Genomic DNA, 23,050 nt, shown 5'->3' on the forward strand with positions numbered 1-23,050 from the left:
TAAACCAAGAGGTGTACCTGCCTTTCGTCTCGAGGCAGATACACCTTATTTATATTATTACCACAGAATGATGTACAACAACGTAAGTATGATTATCACGCCGGCAGCACCAATGTTGAAAGCCTTGTCTGTTCTGAATATTTCGAGATCGATGGCTACAAGTTTCGGATCCTGCACCTTGTCAAGGGCATTGGAACGAAGATAGAAACCGATTGTCGCCGTCATTGCCGCAAAGAATATCATTGCTCCCTGCACGCCGTGTATGGCAAGTGTACTGTTAAAGAACGACAATACGAATATTGCGATGGATACGGCTGCAGTACAGTAGAATATCCTGCTCCAGAAAAGCTGTGTCTTTATTGTCTTTTCATCAAGAACATCTGCCTTCACTGCCTTATTGCTGTAGAGAGAGATTCCAACGAACATCACTACAAGTGCGATGAACACATATCCTGAACGTATCAGGAACGGAACTTCAGGCATTGTGAACTTGAACAGTATCGAGAACAGGAATGTTCCGAATGCCGCTGCTACTGCCGCTGCTCCCGATGCACGTTTCCAAAGAAGTCCAAGACCGAATATTACCACTACGCCCGGATATACGAATGCCGAGTATTCCTGTATGAACTGGAATGCCTGGTCTATGCCTCCCATAAGAGGATATACGGCAATAAGAGCTATGACGAGGGCGCTTACGGATGTCAGACGACCCACATTGACAAGTCTTGTTTCACTTGCGTTCTTGTTGATGAACTGCTTGTAGATATCCATGGTGAACAGTGTGGATGTAGAGTTGAACATGGAAGCAAGTGAAGAGATAACCGCTGCTGCAAGGGCGGCAAACGACAAACCTTTTACAAATGTCGGGGTGAAGTTGCGTATAAGGAACGGATAAGCATCGTCCGAACGCTCAATACCTCCGGCAAGCGTGTGGCGAAGAGCCTCGAGTGCTGCGCCGTCTCCCTGCATGATATAGAATGCACATACACCGGGAATACATACAATGAAAGGAATGAGAATCTTAAGGAATGCTGCGAATATCATACCCTTCTTTGCTTCGGAAAGTGATTTTGCAGCCAGACCTTTCTGAATGATATACTGGTTGAAGCCCCAATAGCCGAGGTTTGTAAGCCAGAGAGCACCGAATATCAGCACAATGCCCGGATTGGTAAAGAACGGATCCTCTTTCTGTATGGTTGCACCGTTCTCCACAACACCGTTAATCACAGGATACAGTTCCTCGTTTCTTGTGACAACAAGATTGAAGTGCTTGTCACCGGCTTGGTCTATGCACCAACTATATATATTCCCGAGAGCCTCCAATGCACCGCATCCCCATACTTCGGCACCGATAACGGAGAGAGCGGCATATGCCGTGATAAGACCGCCGCCCACAAGGAATGTAACCTGCATTACATCGGTCCATGCAACAGAGGCAAGACCACCGTAGATTGAATAAAGACCGGCTATGACGAAAAGCACGACAATGATTACCATTCTCACCTGATCTATCTCCATGCCGCCAAAGTTGATTATCATGTCTGTCGGCAAACCGAGGATTTGCTGTATGGCAAGTGCGCCGAGCCAAGCCACGGATGTAAGGTTTACGAATACATAAAGGAAAAGCCAAAGCATTGAGAATGCCAGTCCGACGCCCCAATTATAACGTTCGCGCAGGAACTGCGGTATAGTGAAAATCTTCTTCTCTATCATCAGTGGAAGCAGGAATTTTCCCACTACGATAAGTGTAGCCGCAGCCATAAGTTCGTATGCAGCCTGTGCTATGCCCGATGCAAATGCCGATCCCGACATTCCGATAAACTGTTCTGCTGAGATATTTGCCGCGATGAGCGATGCTCCGACTGCCCACCATGTCAGTGTGTTTCCGGCAAGGAAATAGTCGGTAGACGACTTCTCTTCTCCTTTTTTGTTACGTGAGAGGAATATACCCATACCGACAAGGATTACGATATATGCGGCAAACACGATGTAGTCCACCGCTTCAAATCCATTGTTCTGTAATGCTTCGATTACTTTCATTGTTTGTTTCTTTTTTTATAAGTTAGTATTATTATAAGGTAATAATGTTATTCCACACTGAATTTAAATACACAATGTGAGTTGTATTGCTGTCCCGGTGCAAGTATCGGCGACGGCCACTGTGTCTTATTGGGGCTGTCCGGATATTTCTGTGTTTCAAGACAGCATCCTGCCTGCTTGTCGTATGCAATGCCTTTCTTTCCTTTTACCGTTCCGTTAAGGAAGTTTCCGGTATATACCTGTATGCCGGGCTCGTTGGTATAAACCTCAAGCTTTATACCTGTTAGCGGCGAATAAAGGCTTGCCGCCACTTGAGTGTCATCACCCTTGCCGTCTTTATAAGTGTTCAGGCACCAGTTATGGTCAAATCCGTTTGCACCCTTTATCTGTGCAAATCCGAAGTTATCCACATCCTTTCCTATTGCTGTAGGCTTGCGGAAGTCCATTGGCGTGTTTTCCACTTTGGCAGTCTCGCCTGTTGTCATATATGTGGTGTCGGTAGGTGTATAGTTGTCGGCATTTACGTATAGCAGGCAGTTCTTAATGTCTTTTGTCGGGTCTCCGTTCAGGTTGAAATACGAGTGGTTTGTCATGTTTACAACCGTCTTCTTGTCTGTCGTTGCCGTATATTTTATATCAAGGCTGTTGTCGCCTTTCACAGTGTATGTAACCACAGCCGTCACGTTGCCCGGAAAGTTGTTGTCTCCGTCTTTCGAGTTCATCGTAAGCTCAAGGGTGGAGTCGTTAAGTTGTTTTGCATCATATACCTGATATTGCCAGCCGGAGGGACCGCCGTGCAGACAATGCCCGAAATTGTTGGTCGGCAGTTGTGTTGTCTTGCCGTCAATCGTTATCTGTCCGTTCTTTATACGGTTTGCATATCTGCCTATTGCAGCCCCGAAGTCGCTCGGACTGTTCACGCTGTCGGCATATTGCGCTATGTTGTCATAACCCAATACAACGTCCGTAGGCGTACCGTTCTTGTCCGGAACAACGATGGAAACCACGCGTCCGCCGAAGTTTGTTATGCACACCTCCATGTTGCCTGCATTCTTAAGCGTATATAATTTTATAGGCTTCTCATTGATTACTGTGTCAAATGCTGTCGGATTTAGTCCCGATGCCGTAGTCTTCTGAACTTTGTCGGAGCAGCTCATCGACAGTATTGCAACTGCAATTCCTGTTCCGAAAATCACTGATTTTAGGTTTTTCATATATTTGTTGGGGTTAATAAGTTATAGTTTCATAAATTGCATGTAAAGTTAATACATTTTTCTCAAACTCAAGTATAAACGTATAACGTTTTGTTACATTTGCCGAGGTTTATGTGTTTTATCGGTATTGTGTATGTCTTTTCAGAATAGTTCATGCCGTTTTTCGTATTTTGCATGCTTTTAATCGAGCATGTTTCCCATGTGGTGACTTATAAATTTATGCCTTCAAAGATACTAAAAAAATATATAACAATAAAAAAAATGCGGATTAATTGTATTTTATACGCCAAAGTAAAAGAATATCAATGGATATTGACGATAAGAAAAAGGGTGATAAAAGGCGTTAGCCTTGTTGGTGTGTGGAGAGTTTGTGAGAGATGGGAAAAGGGAGATAAAAGAAGATAAAGGGAGATAGGAGGAGATAAAGGACGATAGCCTCGTTGCTTGTTTCAAGGCTATTGTCCTTTATCTTCTGTGGCGCAAGCCACATATCTTCCTCTATCTCCCTTTATCTTCTTTTATATAAAGACTATCTCAGTCGTCTGTCAGCAAATTTTTCGTGAGCCGTCGCCTATTACCACGTCATACACCTTCAGCTGTTTGCCGTATCGGTTCATATATTTATCCTTTGCATCGGCTATGAAACTGTCGTATATTTCTTCCTTTACAAGGTTTATTGTACAGCCTCCGAAGCCTCCTCCCATGATGCGGCTGCCGGTCACACCATTGTCGTTGGCGATGCTGTTGAGATAGTCAAGCTCTTCGCATGACACCTCATAGTCTTCGCTTAGTCCGCGGTGTGTTTCGTACATTTTCTTTCCAACGGTTTCGAAGTCGTTCTCCGTAAGAGCCTTACATACTGCCTGCACACGGTCTTTCTCTCCGAGAACGAATACGGCGCGCCTCATGTCTTCCTCGCTTACAATGTCTTTTACACTTACAAGCATGTCCCAGTCGGCATCACGAAGTGTTTCCATGTTCTTTTCCGGATATCTCTGTTTCAGCGCTTCCAGCACGTTCTCGCAGCTTTTGCGGCGGTCGTTGTATGCCGACGATGCCAGTTCGTGTTTTACACCCGAGTCCAATAGCACCAGTTTGTAGCCTTTCATCTCGAACGGGAAATATTCGAACTCGTGGCTGCGGCAGTCCAGACACATCAGTTTCCCTGCCTTTCCGAATACGCTTGCAAACTGATCCATTATGCCGCACTTCACTCCGCAGTAGTTGTGTTCCGTTGCCTGTCCGGCGAGAACTATGTCCCATTTGCTTACCTTGTTGTCGCCGAAGAGGTCGTTTATGGCGTATGCGTAACAGCTTTCAAGCGCTGCAGACGATGACATGCCTGTTCCCAGCGGCACATCGCCTGCAAATGCGGTGTTGAAACCTTTCACGTCCACGCCGCGTTTCTTCATTTCCTGTACTATCCCGTAAAGATATCGTGCCCAACTTGTGCGCGGTACCGTTTCGTCGTCTACGCCGAATTCCACCTTGTCTTTAAGGTCTATGGCGTATGCCAGCACCTTTCCCGTGCCGTTGGGGCGTATCTCGCACATTATTCCTTTGTCCACCGCACCGGGAAAAACAAATCCTCCGTTATAGTCGGTGTGCTCTCCGATGAGGTTGATGCGACCCGGAGAGTGGTATATGTTTCCTGTCTTGCCGTCGAAATGTTTTATAAAACGGCTTCTTACAAATTCTATATCCATGGTCTTATGCTTATGAATTGTTTGCCTGTTGTGCTGTCATTCTGTCACTCCGAACCTGTATATCGTTGTCTGTTTGTATTGCTCTCCCGGACGTAACACCACTGTCGGGAAGTAAGGACGGTTGGGAGAATCGGGGAAGTGTTGTGCTTCGAAGCAGATACCGCTGCGTTTTGGGAACGTTGCACCGTGCTGTCCCTTGTATCCGTCTGCCCAGTTGTCTGTATACAGTTGCATGCCCGGTTCTGTAGTGTATACCTCCATTGTGCGTCCGCTTTCCGGTTCTGTGATGCGTGCGGCAAAGCTCAGTTCTCCTTCTTCGTTCTTGTTGAGCACATAACAGTGGTCATATCCGTTTCCGTTCCTTATTTGTTCGTTGTCGGCATTGATATCCCTGCCTACTGTCTTGGGCGTTCTGAAATCGAACGGAGTGTCTTTTACCATGCGTATCTCGCCTGTCGGGATACAAGTCTCGTCTATCGGAAGATAGAAGTCGGCGTTTATCTCGCATATAAGGCTGTCTATGGTCGGGGTAGGGTCTGCCGTACCGGTCAGACTGAAGAAACCGTGACTGGTAAGATTGACGATTGTCTTCTTGTTTGTCGTTGCCATATACTCTATTACAAGCTCGTTGTTGTCGTTGAAAGTATAGGCGACGGTCACTTTCAGCTCGCCCGAGAAACCTTCCTCGCCGTATGACGACACATAATTGAGTATAAGTGTCTCTTCGTTCATAAGCAGCGCGTCCCATACACGTGCGTTAAATCCCCTGTTGCCTCCGTGCAGCGAGTTTGGACCGTTGTTGACAGGCAACTGATACACTTTACCGTTCAGCTGATAACGCCCTTTGCATATACGGTTGCCGTAGCGTCCTATCAGCGTTGACAGATAAGGTTCGGGGCTGTTAACCAGCGACTGTATGTTGTCGTGGCTTTGTATCACGTTGGCATGCTTGCCGTTCTTGTCCGGAACCATTATCGCCACTATCGCGCCGCCGTAGTTGCTTATCGCAACCTCGTTGCCATTTCTGTTCTTGAGTATGTATAGGTCTGTCTGCTTTCCGTCAATGACGGTTTGAAAGTCTTCCGCTTTCAAACCGCAGAGGTTTGGAGTCTCGTTCGTATTCATAATATTTTAGAGTTTAAAGTATTTGACTTATCTGCAAAATAAGTCAAAAAAAACGAGATATACGAACGAAACAAATAAAAAACATATTGGTTTGAGTGTTAAAAACACCTAAACACAATATGTCAGAAAGTCGGCAACCACATAGCTGCTGCCGCCTACGAATATGAAATCATCGGCACCTGCATCAGCCTTTGCCGCCGTATATGCACTCTTCACGTCGGTGTGGCATGTGCCTTTCAGCCCGTGTGCCTCGCCATGCCTGCACACATCCCGCTCGTTTATAGCCCTGTGTGTCGATGCCTTTGTAAAATAATACACGGCATTGAGCGGCATAAGAGACATCACGCTGTCTATGTCCTTGTCGTCCACCATGCCGAAAACGATGCGCATCTGCCGGCATTTCTGCATCTCCAGCTGCTTGCCGAGATACATCCAGCCGCCCGTGTTGTGCCCCGTGTCGCATACCACGGTGGGGCTTTCCTGTATCTTCTGCCACCTTCCCGACAGTCCGGTGAGACTTGCCGCCTTTGCTATTCCGGTTGTTATTCTTCCGCTGTCCGTCAGTATGCCTGCGTCAAGCAGACGTTTTGCGGCGCAGAGCACCGTGGCAGTGTTCTTTGTCTGATATATTCCGCCAAGCTCTCCCTCTATTTTTCCATACCGTTTTGTCGTGTATGACATGCCGCCGGCTGCCTGCGGCTCGGCGGATACAATTTCCTTTTCGTCTTCCGCAAAGTATATCGGTGCCTGCTCTTGATGTGCCTTTGCCGTGAAAACCGCCCTTGTCTCGTCGGTATGTTCTCCTATTACCACGGGGGTGTGCGGCTTTATTATGCCTGCTTTCTCCGATGCGATCTTTGCAAGTGTGTCTCCGAGAAACTGTGTGTGGTCGAGACTGATGTTTGTTATGACCGACAGAACCGGACTGATGATGTTCGTGCAGTCCAGTCTTCCGCCCAGTCCCACCTCTATAACGGCTATGTCGACACGGCGATCTGCAAAGTATTTGAAGGCGAGGGCTGTGGTAAGTTCAAAGAAACTGGGGTGCAACGGCTCGAAAAACGGGCGTTCGCTTTCGACAAAACGCACCACGTAATCCTCGCTTACGGGGACACCGTTCACCTTTATACGTTCGCGGAAACTTACGAGATGCGGCGATGTGTACAGTCCCACGCGGTATCCTTCAGCCTGCAGCATGGCGGCAAGGGTGTGCGAGCACGAGCCTTTGCCGTTTGTTCCGGCAACGTGTATTGTGCGGAACTGCCTGTGCGGATGTCCGAAGTGCCTGTCTAAGGCGTGCGTGTTTGCCAGTCCCTCCTTATAAGCGACAGCGCCCACCTTGTGAAACATGGGGACGCTGTCGTATAGATATCGGATTGTCTCTTCGTAAGTCATAAGACTTTCCTTGATGTCTTAGTTGAAGTAATTCTTGAATTTCTGGAAGATTGTCTGTTTTGTAGACACGTCTCCCTCGAAGTTGTCGCTCTTCTGCATCTTCTCAAGGGCTTGTTTCTCGTCCTTGCTCAGTGTCTTCGGCACGTATATGCTGATGTTCACCACAAGGTCGCCCATGCCTCTTCCATAGCCCTGTACGGCAGGAAGTCCCTTGCCGCGCAGTCTGAGTGTCTTTCCCGGCTGTGTTCCCGGCTCTATCTTTATGCGCACCTTGTGCCCGTCGATGGTCGGAATCTCAACGTTTCCGCCCAACGCCGCCGTTGGGAAACTCAGCAGCAGATTATATATAAGGTTGTTGCCGTCGCGCACGAATGTGTCGTTTGGCTCCTCTTCTATATATACCTGTATGTTGCCGGGAATGCCGTTGTGCTTTCCGGCGTTGCCTTTTCCGGGAACGTTTACCACCATTCCTTCCTCAACTCCTGCCGGAATGTTTATCTCCACGACTTCTTCTCCCTTTACAACACCGCTTCCGCCGCACTCATGACACTTGTTCTTTATGACCTTTCCCTCGCCTCCGCAGGTAGGGCAGACGCTCTGTGTCTGCATCATTCCGAACAGGCTCTGCGTGGTTCGCGTCACAACTCCGCTGCCATGACATGTCGGACATGTCTCTGTTCCGCTGCCTGCTTCGGCACCGCTGCCGTGACAATGGCTGCACTGTATGTCTTTCTTTACCTTGAACTTCTTGGTTACTCCCGTAGAAATCTCGTTTAACGAGAGGCGTACTTTCAGTCTAAGGTCAGACCCGCGGTGCTGTGTGGGGCGATGCTGACCGCCTCCGCCAAAGCCTCCGAAGCCTCCGCGTCCGCCGAAAACGTCGCCGAACATGGAGAAAATGTCGTCCATGCTGAAGCCTCCCGCACTGCTGAAGCCTCCGAAACCGCCTGCTCCCGCCGGACCGTTGAAGCCGAACTGGTCGTATTGCTGGCGTTTCTGCGGGTCGTGAAGCACGTCGTATGCCTCGGCCGCCTCCTTGAACTTAGCCTCAGCCTCCTTGTTGTCGGGGTTGCGGTCGGGGTGATACTTGATGGCTATCTTGCGATACGCCTTCTTTATTTCGTCTTCAGAAGCGTTCTTGTCTACACCAAGCACTTCATAGTAATCTCTCTTCTCAGCCATTATTATATGTAATCTTAGCTTTTAATCGTTCACTTCTAACTCTCTTCTTACTGACCTACTGCCACTTTGGCATGTCTGATGACCTTGTCGTTCAACGTGTATCCGGTCTGTACGCAGTCGAGAACTTTGCCTTTCTTGTCGTCGCCCATGCCCGGAACCATTGCTATAGCCTCGTGGAAGTCGGTGCTGAAGTCGGCGTCGGCAGTGTCTATCTTCTTCACTCCCAAGCCCTCCAGTGTCTTTAAAAACTTCTGCTGTATCAGCTCCATGCCTTCTTTCAGCACGGCAGGGTCGTCTGTTTTGGCAGAGTTTTCCATGGCGCGCTCCATATCGTCGAGTATGGGAAGAATGGCTGTGACAGCCTTTTCCGAACCGTTGAGTATCAGTTCTGTCTTCTCTTTCAGCGTTCTTTTGCGATAGTTGTCAAACTCTGCGACCGAGCGGAGATACTTGTCCTTCAGTGATGCTATCTCCTCTTCGGCTTTTTCAAGCGGAGTCTTCTCCTCTTCCTGCTCCTGTTCCGCGTCGTTTGTCGCGTCGCCTTCCGCCTTGTCGGCATCCTCCCGGTCGGCTGTTGCGCCGTTGTCGGTGCCGTTTATGTTCTCTTCCTCATTGCAGCCGTTGTTAACAGCCTCGTTGTTTTCTTCTATTTTAAAGTCCTTGTCCTTGCTCATAAGATTTGATATGTTTTTACAAACGGTCTAACAAAAACCTTGCCAATATTGTGTTTTATGCAATTATTCGTACATTTTGGCACGTTGTGCCTTCAACTGCTCGTCGTAAATGTAATCGTCATACTGCATCAGCTTGTCTATCGTGCCCTTCGGTGTAAGTTCGATGATGCGGTTTGCCACGGTCTGTATGAACTCGTGGTCGTGGCTGCTGAATAGTACGTTGCCCTTGAAGCCCACAAGATTGTTGTTGAAAGCCTGTATGCTTTCAAGGTCGAGGTGGTTGGTAGGCGTGTCAAGGATGATGCAGTTGGCGTTTTTCAACTGCATGCGTGCAATCATACAACGCATCTTTTCGCCTCCGCTCAATACGTTTACCTTCTTCAATACCTCTTCGCCGCTGAAGAGCATGCGACCGAGATAGCCTTTCATCTGCACCTCGTTGCCCGCACCGAACTGGCTGAGCCAGTCTACAAGGTTCATGTCGCTGTCGAAGAACTCGGTGTTGTCAAGCGGCAGATAGGCTGTTGTTATCGTCACGCCCCACTTGTATGTGCCGGCGTCTGCCTGCCTGTTGCCGTTTATTATCTCGAAAAGGGCGGTCATCGCCTTGGGGTTGTGGCTGAGGAAAACCACCTTTTCGCCTTTCTCCACATTGAAGTTTACGTTGTCGAAGAGCACCGTGCCGTCGGTGTCCACCGCTTTCAGTCCTTCAACCTCGAGTATCTGGTTGCCCGGCTCGCGTTCCATCTGGAATATTATTCCCGGATATTTCCTCGACGACGGGCGTATCTCCTCCACGTTCAGTTTCTCAAGCATCTTCTTGCGGCTTGTTGTCTGCTTGCTCTTTGCCACATTGGCAGAGAAACGGCGTATGAACTCTTCAAGTTCCTTGCGCTTTTCCTCGGCTTTCTGACGCTGGTTCTGTGCCTGGCGCAGGGCAAGTTGCGAACTCTCGTACCAGAACGAGTAGTTGCCGGAGAACACTGTCACCTTGCCGAAGTCGATATCCACGGTCTGTGTGCTCACGGCATCAAGGAAGTGACGGTCGTGGCTCACGACAAGCACTGTCTGTTCTACGTTGCTGAGATATGTTTCAAGCCATTGCACGGTGTCAAGGTCAAGGTCGTTGGTAGGCTCGTCAAGCAAAAGGTTGTCCGGATTGCCAAAGAGAGCCTTCGCAAGCATCACGCGAACCTTCTCGCTGTTCGACAGTTCGCTCATCTGTTTGTAGTGCATGTCTTCCTTTATGCCGAGGTTCGACAGCATTTGTGCCGCGTCGCTCTCGGCGTTCCAGCCGTCCATCTCGGCAAACTTAAGTTCAAGGTCTGCCGCGCGGTTGCCTTCAGCCTCGGTCATCTCGTCTTTAGAGTAAAGAGCTTCGCGCTCTTTCATGTTTTCCCACAGGGGCTGATGTCCCATCAGCACGGTGTCGAGCACGTTGAATGCGTCGTATTTGAAGTGGTCCTGGTCCAATACCGACAGACGCTCGCCCGGTCCGAGTTCCACGGTGCCCTTGTTGGGCTCCAGTTCTCCGCTTATGGCTTTAAGCAGTGTTGACTTTCCGGCGCCGTTTGCGCCTATCACTCCGTAGATGTTACCGTTGGTGAACTTGATGTTTACGTCTTTGTAAAGCACCCTCTTACCGAATTGGATTGCAAGATTGGAAACTGTTATCATTGTATCTTATACCTTATATATATTAAAAAACGGCTGCAAAAGTACTAATTTTATTTGATGTGCACAAATAAAACCGTACATAACAACGATTTATGCTTCATGGCGTGATGAATATAAATGTACCGTAGAGGGTGCTTATAATGGCTGACGCACGTCTTTGGATGTGCACTTGCGATGACAATATGATACGTTATCGGGTTTGAATGATAGCAAAGTGTCAATACAAAAACGCTCCTCTTTTTTGTCAAACGAGATGTTGAAAAGGTCGTTGACACTCGTTTTGCTTGCCGAAAGGGCACCTTTTGTGATGTGAAATGCCGTGTTTAAGACTCTGAAATGCCGTGTTTCAGGGTGCAATATGCGGCACTTGGCATCACAAACCATGCTGTTTTAGCCACAAAAGTGGCGTACTTTCCTATGGAATTTGGCGTATTTACGTATTTTATCTCCATGATTTATTGCACAGATATGCCGTAAAATGCATAACATATTGATACAGAATATTTTACTGTTGCACGTGGATTTTCGCCGTCTTTGCGTTTTGAGACTTTTATTTTAAACACTCCGCCTTATTTAAGGGTTATGGAAAATCAAAGTGAAAGCCAAAAGTTGAAAATCGTGACACCGTGATTTGTCTTGTTATAACAGCCGCATGCACACGTAAAACGGAATTATATGTACCGTATACCATATGGCATCGTCTCTCTGTCAAATGCACCGAATATGTCGCTTTAATTTGGTATGTTCGCCAATTAGGCGTATATTTGCACACGAATTAAACGATATGTTGTCGATGAAGAACAATTATAACAGTCAGGAACAATATGCTCATTACACCGTTAATGAGGAAAAGCCGCTGCTCGAGTGGCTGCTTTCCAACATAAACAGTGAGAGCAGAAGCAAGATAAAAGCCACACTTCAGGGCAAGGGAATAAAGGTTAACGGCAAAGTTGTCACGCAGTTCGACTATCCTTTGCAGCCGGGCATGAAGGTATCCGTAAGCAAGACCAAGCGGAACAATGACACATTGAAGAGCCGTTATGTCAAGATTGTATACGAAGACCGCTACCTTGTGGTGGTGGAGAAGAATGTCGGTATACTCTCAATGGCTGCCGGAGGGCGCTCGCTCAACGTGAAAGCCGTGCTCGACGACTATTTTCGCAAGACGCGTCAGCGCTGCACCGCCCATGTTGTTCACCGTCTTGACCGCGACACCAGCGGACTGATGATCTATGCAAAGGACATCGAGACGGAGCAGATACTCGAACACAACTGGCACGACATAGTGTACGACCGCCGTTATGTGGCTGTGGTAAGCGGCGAAATGGAAGAGGACGGCGGCACCATTGCCAACTGGCTGAAGGACAACAAGGCGTATGTGACATACTCATCGCCCGTGGACAACGGCGGAAAGTATGCCGTGACACATTTCCATACGCTGGCAAGAACCACGGAACACAGTCTTGTGGAATACTGTCTGGAGACGGGACGCAAGAACCAGATACGCGTACACTCGGCGGATATGGGGCATCCCGTGTGCGGAGACGTGAAGTATGGTAACGGCGACGACCCTCTTCACCGCCTGTGCCTACATGCTTACGTGCTGTGTTTCTGGCACCCCGTTACGCGCGAACGAATGGAGTTTGAGACGATGATACCGGCGCAGTTCCGCCATCTGTTCAAGTAAAAAGGATGTAATTTGTATATATGGAAAACTTCGGATACTACATATTCTGCCTCATAGCATTTATCGTTGCCTTCTTCATCGTTAAGAAAGTGGCAGGTTGTCTTATAAAGACGATAGTGCTTGCAGTAATCATTGCGGTGCTTGCCGCCGTATATTATATGTATATAAGGCAGTAGGATAGGGGAGAGAATTGTATTAAAAAGTATAGTTCTATACCTATATAATAGGTGATACGGTCATTTAATTGGGTATATGAGGCTGTGTCAAAATTCAACAGTTGCTGCTTGTAGGGACATATTCTTGTATTTGTCCGCCCGTAACAGTCTTAAAATCAGTGGTTATATACCGGACAAATACAAGAATATGTCTCTACAAGAGGACGATTACTTATTTTGACACAGCCCCATATGCCTTTTATTTGTTCTTCGTAAGACTATCGTATAGCCTGTCGAAAACCTTTCTCAGTTCCGCAGAATTGTTGATATATTCTCTTATTCTCTTAAGGTTTCTCTCGTTTTCCGCACCCGGTATCCATAGCTTTATGTATCCGTTGGTGGAGTATTTGTTATCGAGATGCTCTCTGAAACGTGCCCATTGCCCTTCCTTGTCCTTCTCCGGATAGTGGTCGATGCCGAACTCTATGGTTCTTGTGAATACAATTTCCGGTTCAAGGTCGCGGTCTGCCTCAGCCACAATCTTGCCGTATATGCTGCGCGGAGCATGCGATGCCGATGCCCGATGGTCTTCAACCGCCTCTTTCATTATCTTTATCTGATCTGCCGAGAACCACTTGCGCAGCCTTATATCCGCTGCAAGTATCTTGCCACTCGTTATGTGATGTATGGCACGCGGTCCCTCCAATCCCAGGTCGTGGTATGCAGCCGTGGCGTATGCCATGTTTATGTCAGCCCCGATGTGCCTTGCCAGCGCCAGCGAACGGTTTATTACGCGTGTGGCATGAGTAAGGTTGTGTGCTTTGTCAAACGAGGTATAGCGTGGCAGTATGTCTGTTTCTATGAACTCCATGAGATCCAGACTTACGTTATTGTCTATCATATAAAACGTGTAATTTTTTGCAAATATACGATATAATGTTTACTTTTGCAAGAGTTTTAATGTCCTATAGCATGCTGCGGCAATATGTTTAATGATAAAAAATGGAGCACAATATGGAAGAAAAGACGATAAAGCCAAATTCGTTAAAGGCATGGTGGCTTGCCGCGCGTCCGAAAACGCTTTCCGGAGCAGCCGTTCCTGTGATGATAGGCGTTGCCCTTGCCTATGCGGACAGGGCGCTTTATGGCTTCAATATCGTGCCGGCGCTGCTGTGCTTTCTGTTTGCTTTTCTCATGCAGATAGACGCAAACTTCATCAACGACTGTTTCGACTACATTAACGGAAACGATGATGAGACACGCTTGGGACCCAAACGTGCCTGTGCACAAGGGTGGATAAAGGTGGAAAACATGAGATATGCCATAGCCGTGACGACGTTTCTTGCGTGCATGGCTGGCTTTCCGTTGATTATCTATGGGGGCACCGAGATGATACTTATTGGTGTCTTTTGTGTAATTTTCTGTTTCCTATATACCACACACCTTTCTTATATCGGTATGGGAGACGTGCTTGTAGTGCTTTTCTTCGGTATTGTGCCGGTTTGCGCAACATACTATCTGCAGACCGGAACGGTTACTTCTTCCGTGTTTGTTGTATCGCTTGCATGCGGTTTTGTGATAGATACCCTGCTGTTGGTAAACAACTATCGTGACATTGACAACGACCGCCGTGCGGGCAAATGCACGCTTGTCGTACGTCTCGGGGCAGCTGCCGGTCGCCGCATGTATCTTTATGTCGGTGTCGGCGCGTGTGTCTTGGGGGCTTGTTTCCTTTTTACCGGACACCCGTTTGCGTTTGCTCTCCCGCTGATATATCTCGTTTTGCATGTTGTTACATACCGCAAAATGGTGCGTATAGACAAGGGGAGCGGTCTTAACGCCGTGCTTGGAGACACAGCCCGGAATATGTTTGTCTACGGGTTGCTCGTTTCTGTTGGTCTGTTATTATAAAGAATAAAGGAGTATAAATGATTTTAAGAAAGATTGTTTTTGTCTTATTGGCATTTGTTCCGGCTCTTCCGCTTTTGGCGGACGGCGCCGACAGTGAGCGCGACCATGTGGTGGTGACGCTCAGTGACGGTACCTCGGTCGAGGGATATATAAGGCAGTATTGGTTTGACGGCAAGATGTTCAGCAAGTCAAACCGCAAGTTCAAGATGTCTTCCACGCCTTCCGGCAGTGACATAAAGGAGTATACGGCAGATGATGTGAAAAGCGTCGAGTTCCTGAAACGTGGCGAGAACGGTGCTTATTATCCCCGTCTGGAGTCACGTCTTGTTGCCAACCCTTCCACGTTCAAGCCCGGAAAGGTAAGGCGCCAGTTTGTCTATGCGGAGGCACATACCGCTGCCGGGACAATATACTGGTGGAACGGCTACGACTCGCAGCGCATGCAGCTGGGGCAGATAGGCATCTCTACGATTTACGGAGTGTGCCTTTCGGGTGATGATGTGATAATTCCTTTTATGACGGGGAATGTCATCAGTCTCAATGCCATGCGCATTTTGTACAAGAAGAAGGACCCTGCATTTGTCGATTACGTGGACAAGAAGATACTGAAAGGTGGCAGAAAGATGTGGGATGCCATAGCTGCAGACCCCTCGTTGTTTCTTGATATATGTGCGGGATACGGCAAGTGAGGTTGTAAGGCAGTATTTATTGTGTGCCGGACGGAATGTTTCCGGTGTAGGGATTGATATGTATTTAAAAACAGTTTAATATAAATAAAACAGCAATGAGAAGTAGAACAGCAACCTGGTTTGAGTGTAAGATACGTTATGAGAAGACAATGGAAGACGGTATGCAGAAGAAAGTGACCGAGCTTTACACTGTCGATGCACTCAGTTTTACCGAGGCGGAGGCAAGTATAATAGAGGAAATGTCCTCTTATATAAGTGGTGAGTTTGAGGTTAAGGACATCAAGAAGGCTGCATACGGCGAGGTGTTCTTCAGCGAGTCGCCGTCTGCCGACCGCTGGTATAAGGCAAAACTCCAGTTTATAACTATCGATGAGAAGACCGAAAAGGAGAAGCGTTCAAACGTAAACTACCTTGTTCATGCCGCAACGCTTGAGGATGCGGTGAAGAACATCAACGAGGTTATGGGCACAACGCTCATAGACTATGTCATCGCTTCTGTGGCAGAGACACAGATAATGGACGTTTATGAGCATAAGAACGCCCTGAAGAAGAAAGAGACCGACGACCGCCCTGAATATGAACAGGATGAACCTGCACAGGGGGCAGAGGCATGATGGCTACCGATATAGCTGATAATCTGCGCCGTGTCGCTGCCGGTCTGCCCGAGGGAGTTGCCCTTGTGGCTGTCAGCAAGTATCATTCCGCGGAGCATATAGAGGAAGCCTACGCCTGCGGGCAGCGTGTTTTCGGCGAAAGCCATGTGCAGGAGCTGGAAAAGAAGCATGTTTCTCTGCCGCAGGACATACAGTGGCACTTCATAGGACACTTGCAGACAAACAAGGTGAAGTATATTGCGCCATACGTGTCGATGATAGATGCGGTGGACTCGTATAAACTTTTGAAGGAAATAGACAAGCATGCCGCGCGGCATGAACGGACCATTGACGTGCTTCTTGAGCTGCATGTGGCGGAAGAAGATACGAAGTACGGTTTCTCGCCCGATGCCTGTCGTGAGATGCTTGCGGCAGGGGAGTGGCGCCAATTGGAGCATGTCAGGATATGCGGACTTATGACTATGGCGTCCAATGTGGATGATGAAGAGCAGATTGCGCGTGAGTTCACAGTGGCGGCAGACCTCTTTGACGAGTTGAAAGGAATGTATTTTGCCGATGCCGATTACTTCTGCGAGCGTTCGTGGGGCATGAGCGACGATTACAATATTGCCATAAAATGCCGCAGTACGATGATTCGTGTCGGCACGGGGATATTCGGTCCGCGAGAGTATTGATACCTTTTATAATATGATATAAAGACAAACGTCTTTATATAAAAAGGAGATAGAGGGAGATATTAGTAGATAAAGGAAGATAAAAGACGTATGTCTTGTTACTTATTATAAGACAGTTGTCATCTATCTTCCGCGGCTTTAGCCGCTAACTTCTACTATCTCCCTCTATCTCCTTATTTTAATTTCCTTGTCAGTTGTTGTCCTTTATCATGTCGCAGCATATTATCTCACGACTATCTTCTTGCCGTTTCGGATGTATATGCCCTTTTTCAGACCGTTATTGTCCGTCCCGACATACCGTCCGTCGACGGAGAATATGCGCTTGTCGATGTCCTTCTGCTCGGATACAGTCGGCTTGTCTATGCCAGTAGGGTCGCCTGCCTCAATGAAATCGAACGTCACCACGCCCGTTTCTGTATTCTCCTTTATGTTCAGAAGAGGCTTGTTTAGCGGTTGTGAAGTATATACGAGCGGTTTTACCGGAGCCTCGTCAGTGAGCGATGTCACGTTTTTTGTGCCGGGGAACGGGTCGGCTTCCATGCTCGTCTTGTATAAAGTGGCGGCGGAAACATCCTTGGTAGCCTCGGCTGTGGCACTTGCCTGTGTCATGAGTCTGCCGTCTGCCGGTATGATTGTCATTCTCGGGTGTCCGAGAGTGTTGTTTACGCTGTTGTAAGAGATGTTGAACGCGTTTGCGTCGTAGTCCACATGAAACACCAGCATGCCGTGTCCCAACTGCTGACTGTTCCAGCCTTCCTTCTGTATATTCTGCACGATGAGATATTCATTGCCCGTCTTGTCGTTATCGTTCATTATGCGGTAAGCCTTTCCGCCATTGTCAATAGTGCTGAGACTTACGCTCCCTTTGTTTTCGAGGGTGCCTATCTCAAACCATCCGAATGCCTCTCTTTCCCAAGCCGTATATGCCGTCGGGACACGTCCGTTGGCAGTATATGTGCCGCCGTCCATGATGCTCCAGTATTCAAGCTGCTGGTTGTCTGCATTCTGACACACTTTATTTGTTGCATAAAGATCGGGCATTCCCATCGTGTGTGAGAACTCATGGCAGAACAGTCCGATGCCGTTAATTCTCGTATAGTCTTTAGCCGGGGTGTCGCTAAGCTCGTTGCTTACCCCATAGCGGTATATCTTTTTGTTGTCGTATGTGCCGCTGAAACTTCCCGAACCTGACTTGGGCCATATACAATCGCTGCTGTTGCCTGTTATACTTTGTGCATATCCGGCATATATTATATATATAAGGTCAACGTAACCGTCTCCGTCTGCATCATAGTCGCTGAAGTCCACAAGTCCGTCTGCCGCCTTGCAGACATCCGGAATGAGCCTGTCCATACGGTCGGTTCTGTTATTTGTGTCCTCTCCGTAGTAAGCCAACGGATTGTCAAGCTTCACCGGTCCGTACACATCGAACTGCGGTTCGAACTGTCCGAAGCTCATGTCCTTGAAGTATTTCCTTACACTTCCGTAGTTCTTATGATTGAAGTTGCCATAGTCTTTCAGTTCTCCTTCGGCGTTAAGATACTCATTAAACGCCTCTTTAGGCGAATTTATTTTGAAAGGTGTGTCGCTGAACTCGGCGAGAATCACCAGCGTGCGCGGTTTGCCGGTGTGCGGAAACAGTCTTGTTCCGCCTTGTATAGGCTCTCTCATCACACGCGCTTTCTTTTTCAATACATCCGCCTTTTTGTAGAACATCTCCCTGTTCTGTTTTTCTATCAGTCTTGTTTCCACGGTGCTGCGCATCTCTTTGTTGTGCGCAAGCTGCCCGGTGGACATCCTTTCGTCCTTCTCGTCGATGGCTGCGATGTAGAAACTTGTACCGATTTGATGCAATATCACACCGTCAACGGTTGTGTAATAGTGAAAGTCCTCATCACCGTGACATATCACGGTGAGCTGCGTTCCGTCGCTCTGTGTCACCGTTACAGGCAGACTGTGAGCCTTTGCCGCACGTCCGCAGATGACATACAGTGATAATAAGATAAATAAAGTAAATCTTTTCATCTCGTGTTTTATTTTATTTATTGTTTGTTCTTGTCAAAATAGTATTGTCCTTTATTCTTTGTTCTGCCGCCAAATTCGATGGCGTGTACTGGACAATGGTGATAACAGCTAAGACATGTAAGGCACAAACCGTTGTGCCGCCACTCGGGCATAAGCCCCTTTCCGCCTTTTATGTCGCCTACCGGACACACCCCGGCACAGGTTCCGCATTCAATACATCGTCGTGTGTCCACGCGGAAAGGCTTGTCGGTGATGAGAAAATTGGTGAAGAAACCGCCTATGACCCTGCTGTTGATGCGGGGCCAACGCCCGATGTCAAGATGTTCAAAACCACTCCTTCTATATAATATATAAGGTGTATATTCCTCCAGCTCCTTTGCCGCCAGCTCTTTCTTCTGCCGTTCTTTCTCCGGAGTGTCCACGTCCATGAACGGCAGACCCACATACGACTCGGGCATTATCAGCGAGAAAGCACTGTCTATTTTTATGCCTTTCTTTTTCAGATCGGCACGCAGAATGTCTATTGTCTCGCCTATATTGTCGCCTGCCGTGCATAAGGCATAGCAGAAATGTCCGTCGGGATTGACGATATTAAGGTCTTCAATGAACCTGCGGACAAGCACCGGCGGTCGCCAGCCGTGCACCGGAAAGCAGAAACCGATGCGTTCGTCCTTGTCGAGTGTATATGTATTGTTACCCTTAATGGCATCCGCAATGTTCACCATTCTGTCGCCGGTGGCATCGCATATATAGCTTGCCGCCCAGTGTGTATTGCCTGTTCCGGATAAATAAAATATCATGTTGCAAAAGTAATGCTAATTTTCGGATAATCAAAAAAATATCTCTGTTTCAGTGATAAATGTCAATATTTCAATTATCTTTGTATCAGGATAAGCTTTTTCCGTCATTTCAGGCAGTTCCGTCCGCGACAGGCAGGTGTTATCCATGTAACCTACATTAATAATCCGGCTATGAAAACAAACGGAAAGTTGCAGCTTTTTCCTATTCTCCGCATAACCTTGTTCTTTGCACTTGGCATCATGACAAGCGACCGTTGCATGGAGCTTGCAGCATCTTGGATGTGGATAGCCGCTGCCTTTTGCTCTCTTTGCATCTCCGTTCTGCTGTTCCGTCATGCCGTGTGGCAGACATTCTTCATCTTCGTATCGAGCTTTTTCGCAGGCGGCAGCATGCTTTCGGTACGCCTTTTTACACAAGACTGTGGTTTCAATGCGGGCAATACGTGCTACCGCGCTGTGGTTGCAAGCGCTCCTGTTGCGAGAGGAAAGGTGGTGAGATGCGACATTCTTGTTACAAGCATGCCGCGCCCGATAAAGCTGAAGGCAAACATTCTGCGCGATGCCGATGCCTGTTCGCTGCGTGTCGGAGACGGTATCGTGGCATCGTCTGTCATCGAGAAACCTCGTAACTATGCCGGTGCGACGTTCGACTATGCCCGCTATTTGGTGCATCACGGATATTCGGGACAGACTTTCATATACAAGACCGGATGGCAACGGGCGCATGCCGATATCGGGAAACTTTCGTTCATAGACCGTGCACGGCTCATTGCCTTGAAATACAGAGCGCGCCTGCTCCTGCGTTACAGGCAGCTCGGACTTGACGGTGACGTGCTTGCCGTGGTGTCGGCAATGACACTCGGGGCAAAGGAAGACATGTCCCAAGAGTTGCGCGAGCACTATTCTGCGGCAGGAGCCTCCCACATCCTTGCCCTTTCAGGTTTGCATATAGGTATAATATATGCCATATTGTCATGCCTGTTCGTATGGCACCGCTTCCGTGCTTCGGGTCATCTGCTGGTGCTGTCTGCCGTATGGGTGTATGTGTTTGTTACGGGCATGCCGCCGTCGGCAATACGTTCCGCCGTTATGGTTACCATATATGCCCTTGCCGTTATATCCTCTCGCGAACGCATGTCGCTCAATGCTCTCTCAGCCGCAGCCCTCATTATGCTTGCCGTCTGCCCGTCGGATCTTTTCGATTTGGGCTTTCAGATGTCTTTCATGGCAGTCTTTTTTATCCTTGTCTTTTATGGTCGTATATATAATAATGTGCCGGTCGGATGGCGCAGTAATGCCTTTACACGGCGTTTGTGGCAGATGACGGCAGTCTCCGTTGCGGCACAGGCAGGCGTGGCACCGCTTGTGATGCTTTGTTTCGGGCGTATCTCCATATACTTCCTTCTTGCCAATTTTATTGTCGTTCCTATCGCCACAGTCGTTCTCTACGGTGCCATGTTGCTGTTTGTCGTGCCGTTTGTCCCGGTGGTGCAGCATTTTGCAGTCGGTGTATTGTCTTTTGTGGTTTCTTTTATGAACACCGCCGTCGAACGCTTGTCGGCACTTCCCGGAGGCGACATATCTGATATAAGCATACAGCCGGTGCAGGTTTGGATGATATATGCACTTGTCTTTGCTGTTTACGGTTTGTTGCGCATTGTCCGAAAAGTTGTGATTTTCGGCAGACACAGCGGCTGTTGAGAACCGTTTATACGCCCCGTTAGTGTCGCTTTTTAAAGTCTTGATAATCAGAATGATACCTTTTACGCTCCAATATGCCGTCTTTCAGCTTCTAAAAGGGCACCTTTGGGAGTCTGAAAGGTACCCTTTTGGAAGCCGAAAGGTGGCATATCAGAAAACAGGGGATGTCATCCTGACATTTGTCTTCTATCTCCTCTTATCTCCCCATATCTTCATTTATCTCCTTTTCACCTATCTCGTTGTTCGTAAAATAATGCAAAATATATCTGTTTTGGTGTGATGTTTCACAAAATAGCAGTACCTTTGGAGAATAATAACATATATATACGTTTAATATTGAACAGCTATTTATGCACACAAGACAGGAGAAAATGGAAGCTTTCGGGCGCCTGCTGGATGTTCTCGATGAGTTGCGTGAGAAGTGTCCGTGGGACAAGAAACAGACGAACGAAAGCCTGAGACCCAATACGATAGAGGAGACTTACGAGCTGTGCGACGCCCTTTCCCGTAATGATAATATGAATATATGCAAGGAACTTGGCGACGTTTTGCTGCACGTATGCTTCTATGCAAAGATCGGCAGCGAGCAGGAACAGTTTGATATGGCGGATGTATGCAACAAACTTACCGACAAGTTGATATTCCGTCATCCACATGTATACCACCCGTCGCAGATAGGTTCTCCAGCCCCTCGTCCACTTCCATACGGTGCAGACGGCGCCGGTTCGGACACGCCGGAGGCTAATACGGCGCAGCAGGTGATAGAGAACTGGGAACAGATAAAACTGAAAGAAAAAGACGGAAACAAGAGCGTGCTGTCCGGAGTGCCCGATGCGCTGCCTTCGTTGATAAAGGCTTACCGAATACAGGATAAGGCACGGAACGTGGGATTTGATTGGGAAGACCGCGGCGATGTATGGAACAAGGTGCGTGAAGAACTTGGCGAACTGGAGGCGGAGCTTGCAAAGGGTGACAAGGAACGCTCGCTCGAAGAATTGGGCGACTTTATCTTCAGTATCATAAATGCCGGACGGCTTTATAAACTGAACCCTGATACGGCGCTCGAGAAGACCAACCGCAAGTTCATCAGTCGATTCAACTATATTGAGGAGCACAGTATAAAGATGGGCAAACCGCTGAAAGACATGACGCTTGCAGAGATGGATGCCCTTTGGAATGAGGCAAAAGAGAAGGAACACTAAAACCGTAGAACGATGAAAAATGTAAAATGGATGTTGGCATTCCCGGTGTTTGCGCTTTTGGTCGTTGCGTGTAACGACACGAAGAACAAGCCTGCCGGAGGTCCGGAGTTTGTTACAGAAGCCGTGGAAGTTGAGGATACCACCATTTACGGCAGATGCGGTGAGGGTACAGCCATGCACACGCTCGAACTCATCACCGACAAAGGCGACACGCTGACACTGGCTGTCGATACGGAAGACGGCGAGGACGTTGTGCGTGGAGGACTGCTTGTAGGCGACCGCCTTGCCGTGACTGCGTTCAGAAATGCCGACGGAGACAACGTGGCGTCAAGGGTTCTGAACCTTACAACGTTGCTCGGAACATGGACAAGCATAGACCGGCGCTTTGAACTTCAGGAGGGAGGAGCTGTGATAAGTAACGTTACAGAACCCCATCCGTATACCGAATGGAGCATACATAACGGCAGACTGGTGATTTCGGCAGATACTTTCGACATCTATTCGTTGGGTCCGGATTCACTCTGTCTTGAAAACAACAAGGGCATTTATGCCTATAAGAGGATGATAAAGTAGGTGAGC

20 protein-coding genes are annotated in these 23,050 nt (G+C 48.1%); 9 read left to right on the forward strand and 11 right to left on the reverse strand.

Annotated features, from left to right (window positions below; all coding sequences use genetic code 11):
- Positions 1-57: 57 nt before the first annotated feature.
- From HPS54_RS09025 to HPS54_RS09060, 8 genes are all read right to left on the reverse strand, one after another.
- Entirely contained in the window at positions 58-2,040 is a 1,983-nt protein-coding gene (locus HPS54_RS09025; RefSeq protein ID WP_172345122.1) for a sodium:solute symporter family transporter, read from the reverse strand.
- 47 nt (positions 2,041-2,087) lie between these two features.
- Complete coding sequence (locus HPS54_RS09030) at positions 2,088-3,254, reverse strand: aldose epimerase family protein (protein WP_172345123.1); 1,167 nt, start codon at positions 3,252-3,254, stop codon at positions 2,088-2,090.
- Between the two features lie 545 nt (positions 3,255-3,799).
- The gene (galK, locus tag HPS54_RS09035) at positions 3,800-4,960 is read right to left on the reverse strand and encodes a galactokinase (RefSeq protein WP_172345124.1); all 1,161 of its coding nucleotides are present in this window, start codon (positions 4,958-4,960) and stop codon (positions 3,800-3,802) included.
- Between the two features lie 36 nt (positions 4,961-4,996).
- Positions 4,997-6,085, reverse strand: a complete 1,089-nt coding sequence (locus HPS54_RS09040; RefSeq protein WP_216653063.1) for an aldose epimerase family protein — start codon at positions 6,083-6,085, stop codon at positions 4,997-4,999.
- Positions 6,086-6,193: 108 nt separating this feature from the next.
- Positions 6,194-7,480, reverse strand: a complete 1,287-nt coding sequence (locus HPS54_RS09045) for a bifunctional folylpolyglutamate synthase/dihydrofolate synthase (RefSeq protein WP_172345125.1) — start codon at positions 7,478-7,480, stop codon at positions 6,194-6,196.
- A gap of 18 nt (positions 7,481-7,498) precedes the next feature.
- Positions 7,499-8,662, reverse strand: a complete 1,164-nt coding sequence (gene dnaJ, locus HPS54_RS09050; RefSeq protein ID WP_172345126.1) for a molecular chaperone DnaJ — start codon at positions 8,660-8,662, stop codon at positions 7,499-7,501.
- Positions 8,663-8,709: 47 nt separating this feature from the next.
- Positions 8,710-9,336 carry a nucleotide exchange factor GrpE gene (locus HPS54_RS09055; protein ID WP_172345127.1) on the reverse strand — a complete coding sequence of 209 codons (627 nt, stop codon included), beginning with the start codon at positions 9,334-9,336 and terminating at the stop codon, positions 8,710-8,712.
- Between the two features lie 63 nt (positions 9,337-9,399).
- Complete coding sequence (locus HPS54_RS09060; protein ID WP_172345128.1) at positions 9,400-11,013, reverse strand: ABC-F family ATP-binding cassette domain-containing protein; 1,614 nt, start codon at positions 11,011-11,013, stop codon at positions 9,400-9,402.
- 793 nt (positions 11,014-11,806) lie between these two features.
- Here HPS54_RS09060 and HPS54_RS09065 point away from each other — a divergent pair.
- Positions 11,807-12,700, forward strand: a complete 894-nt coding sequence (locus tag HPS54_RS09065; protein ID WP_420907319.1) for an RluA family pseudouridine synthase — start codon at positions 11,807-11,809, stop codon at positions 12,698-12,700.
- Positions 12,701-12,720: 20 nt separating this feature from the next.
- Complete coding sequence (locus HPS54_RS09070; RefSeq protein ID WP_172345129.1) at positions 12,721-12,876, forward strand: hypothetical protein; 156 nt, start codon at positions 12,721-12,723, stop codon at positions 12,874-12,876.
- Between the two features lie 238 nt (positions 12,877-13,114).
- On the opposite strand, the gene HPS54_RS09075 is transcribed toward HPS54_RS09070, so the two are convergent.
- Positions 13,115-13,756 (reverse strand): HD domain-containing protein, encoded by a 642-nt coding sequence (locus tag HPS54_RS09075; RefSeq protein WP_172345130.1) that lies wholly within the window; start codon positions 13,754-13,756, stop codon positions 13,115-13,117.
- Positions 13,757-13,869: 113 nt separating this feature from the next.
- Here HPS54_RS09075 and menA point away from each other — a divergent pair, with 113 nt between their 5' ends.
- The 4 genes from menA (at position 13,870) to HPS54_RS09095 (ending at position 16,743) form a co-directional block, all read left to right on the forward strand.
- Entirely contained in the window at positions 13,870-14,766 is an 897-nt protein-coding gene (menA, locus tag HPS54_RS09080) for a 1,4-dihydroxy-2-naphthoate octaprenyltransferase (RefSeq protein ID WP_172345131.1), read from the forward strand.
- A gap of 17 nt (positions 14,767-14,783) precedes the next feature.
- Positions 14,784-15,455, forward strand: coding sequence for a hypothetical protein (locus HPS54_RS09085; protein ID WP_172345132.1), 672 nt, complete (start codon positions 14,784-14,786; stop codon positions 15,453-15,455).
- A 95-nt stretch (positions 15,456-15,550) separates the two neighbouring features.
- Positions 15,551-16,069, forward strand: a complete 519-nt coding sequence (locus HPS54_RS09090; protein WP_172345133.1) for a DUF4494 domain-containing protein — start codon at positions 15,551-15,553, stop codon at positions 16,067-16,069.
- The gene (locus HPS54_RS09095) at positions 16,069-16,743 is read left to right on the forward strand and encodes a YggS family pyridoxal phosphate-dependent enzyme (RefSeq protein ID WP_172345165.1); all 675 of its coding nucleotides are present in this window, start codon (positions 16,069-16,071) and stop codon (positions 16,741-16,743) included. The genes HPS54_RS09090 and HPS54_RS09095 overlap by 1 nt, the downstream gene beginning before the upstream one ends.
- Positions 16,744-16,965: 222 nt before the next feature.
- On the opposite strand, the gene HPS54_RS09100 is transcribed toward HPS54_RS09095, so the two are convergent.
- Both HPS54_RS09100 and HPS54_RS09105 read right to left on the reverse strand, forming a co-directional pair.
- Entirely contained in the window at positions 16,966-18,768 is a 1,803-nt protein-coding gene (locus tag HPS54_RS09100) for a M6 family metalloprotease domain-containing protein (RefSeq protein WP_172345134.1), read from the reverse strand.
- A 17-nt stretch (positions 18,769-18,785) separates the two neighbouring features.
- Positions 18,786-19,568 carry an EFR1 family ferrodoxin gene (locus HPS54_RS09105; RefSeq protein WP_172345135.1) on the reverse strand — a complete coding sequence of 261 codons (783 nt, stop codon included), beginning with the start codon at positions 19,566-19,568 and terminating at the stop codon, positions 18,786-18,788.
- A 171-nt stretch (positions 19,569-19,739) separates the two neighbouring features.
- On the opposite strand from HPS54_RS09105, the gene HPS54_RS09110 reads away from it, so the two are divergent.
- The 3 genes from HPS54_RS09110 (at position 19,740) to HPS54_RS09120 (ending at position 23,044) form a co-directional block, all read left to right on the forward strand.
- Positions 19,740-21,269: a ComEC/Rec2 family competence protein gene (locus HPS54_RS09110; protein WP_172345136.1), complete on the forward strand. Its 1,530-nt coding sequence runs from the start codon at positions 19,740-19,742 to the stop codon at positions 21,267-21,269.
- Positions 21,270-21,619: 350 nt separating this feature from the next.
- Complete coding sequence (mazG, locus tag HPS54_RS09115; protein ID WP_172345137.1) at positions 21,620-22,471, forward strand: nucleoside triphosphate pyrophosphohydrolase; 852 nt, start codon at positions 21,620-21,622, stop codon at positions 22,469-22,471.
- Positions 22,472-22,483: 12 nt separating this feature from the next.
- Entirely contained in the window at positions 22,484-23,044 is a 561-nt protein-coding gene (locus HPS54_RS09120) for a lipocalin-like domain-containing protein (protein WP_172345138.1), read from the forward strand.
- The last annotated feature ends 6 nt before the right edge of the window (positions 23,045-23,050 follow it).

Origin of the sequence: Xylanibacter caecicola (assembly GCF_013166515.1) — a bacterium.
Classification (GTDB): Bacteria; Bacteroidota; Bacteroidia; order Bacteroidales; family Bacteroidaceae; genus Prevotella; species Prevotella caecicola.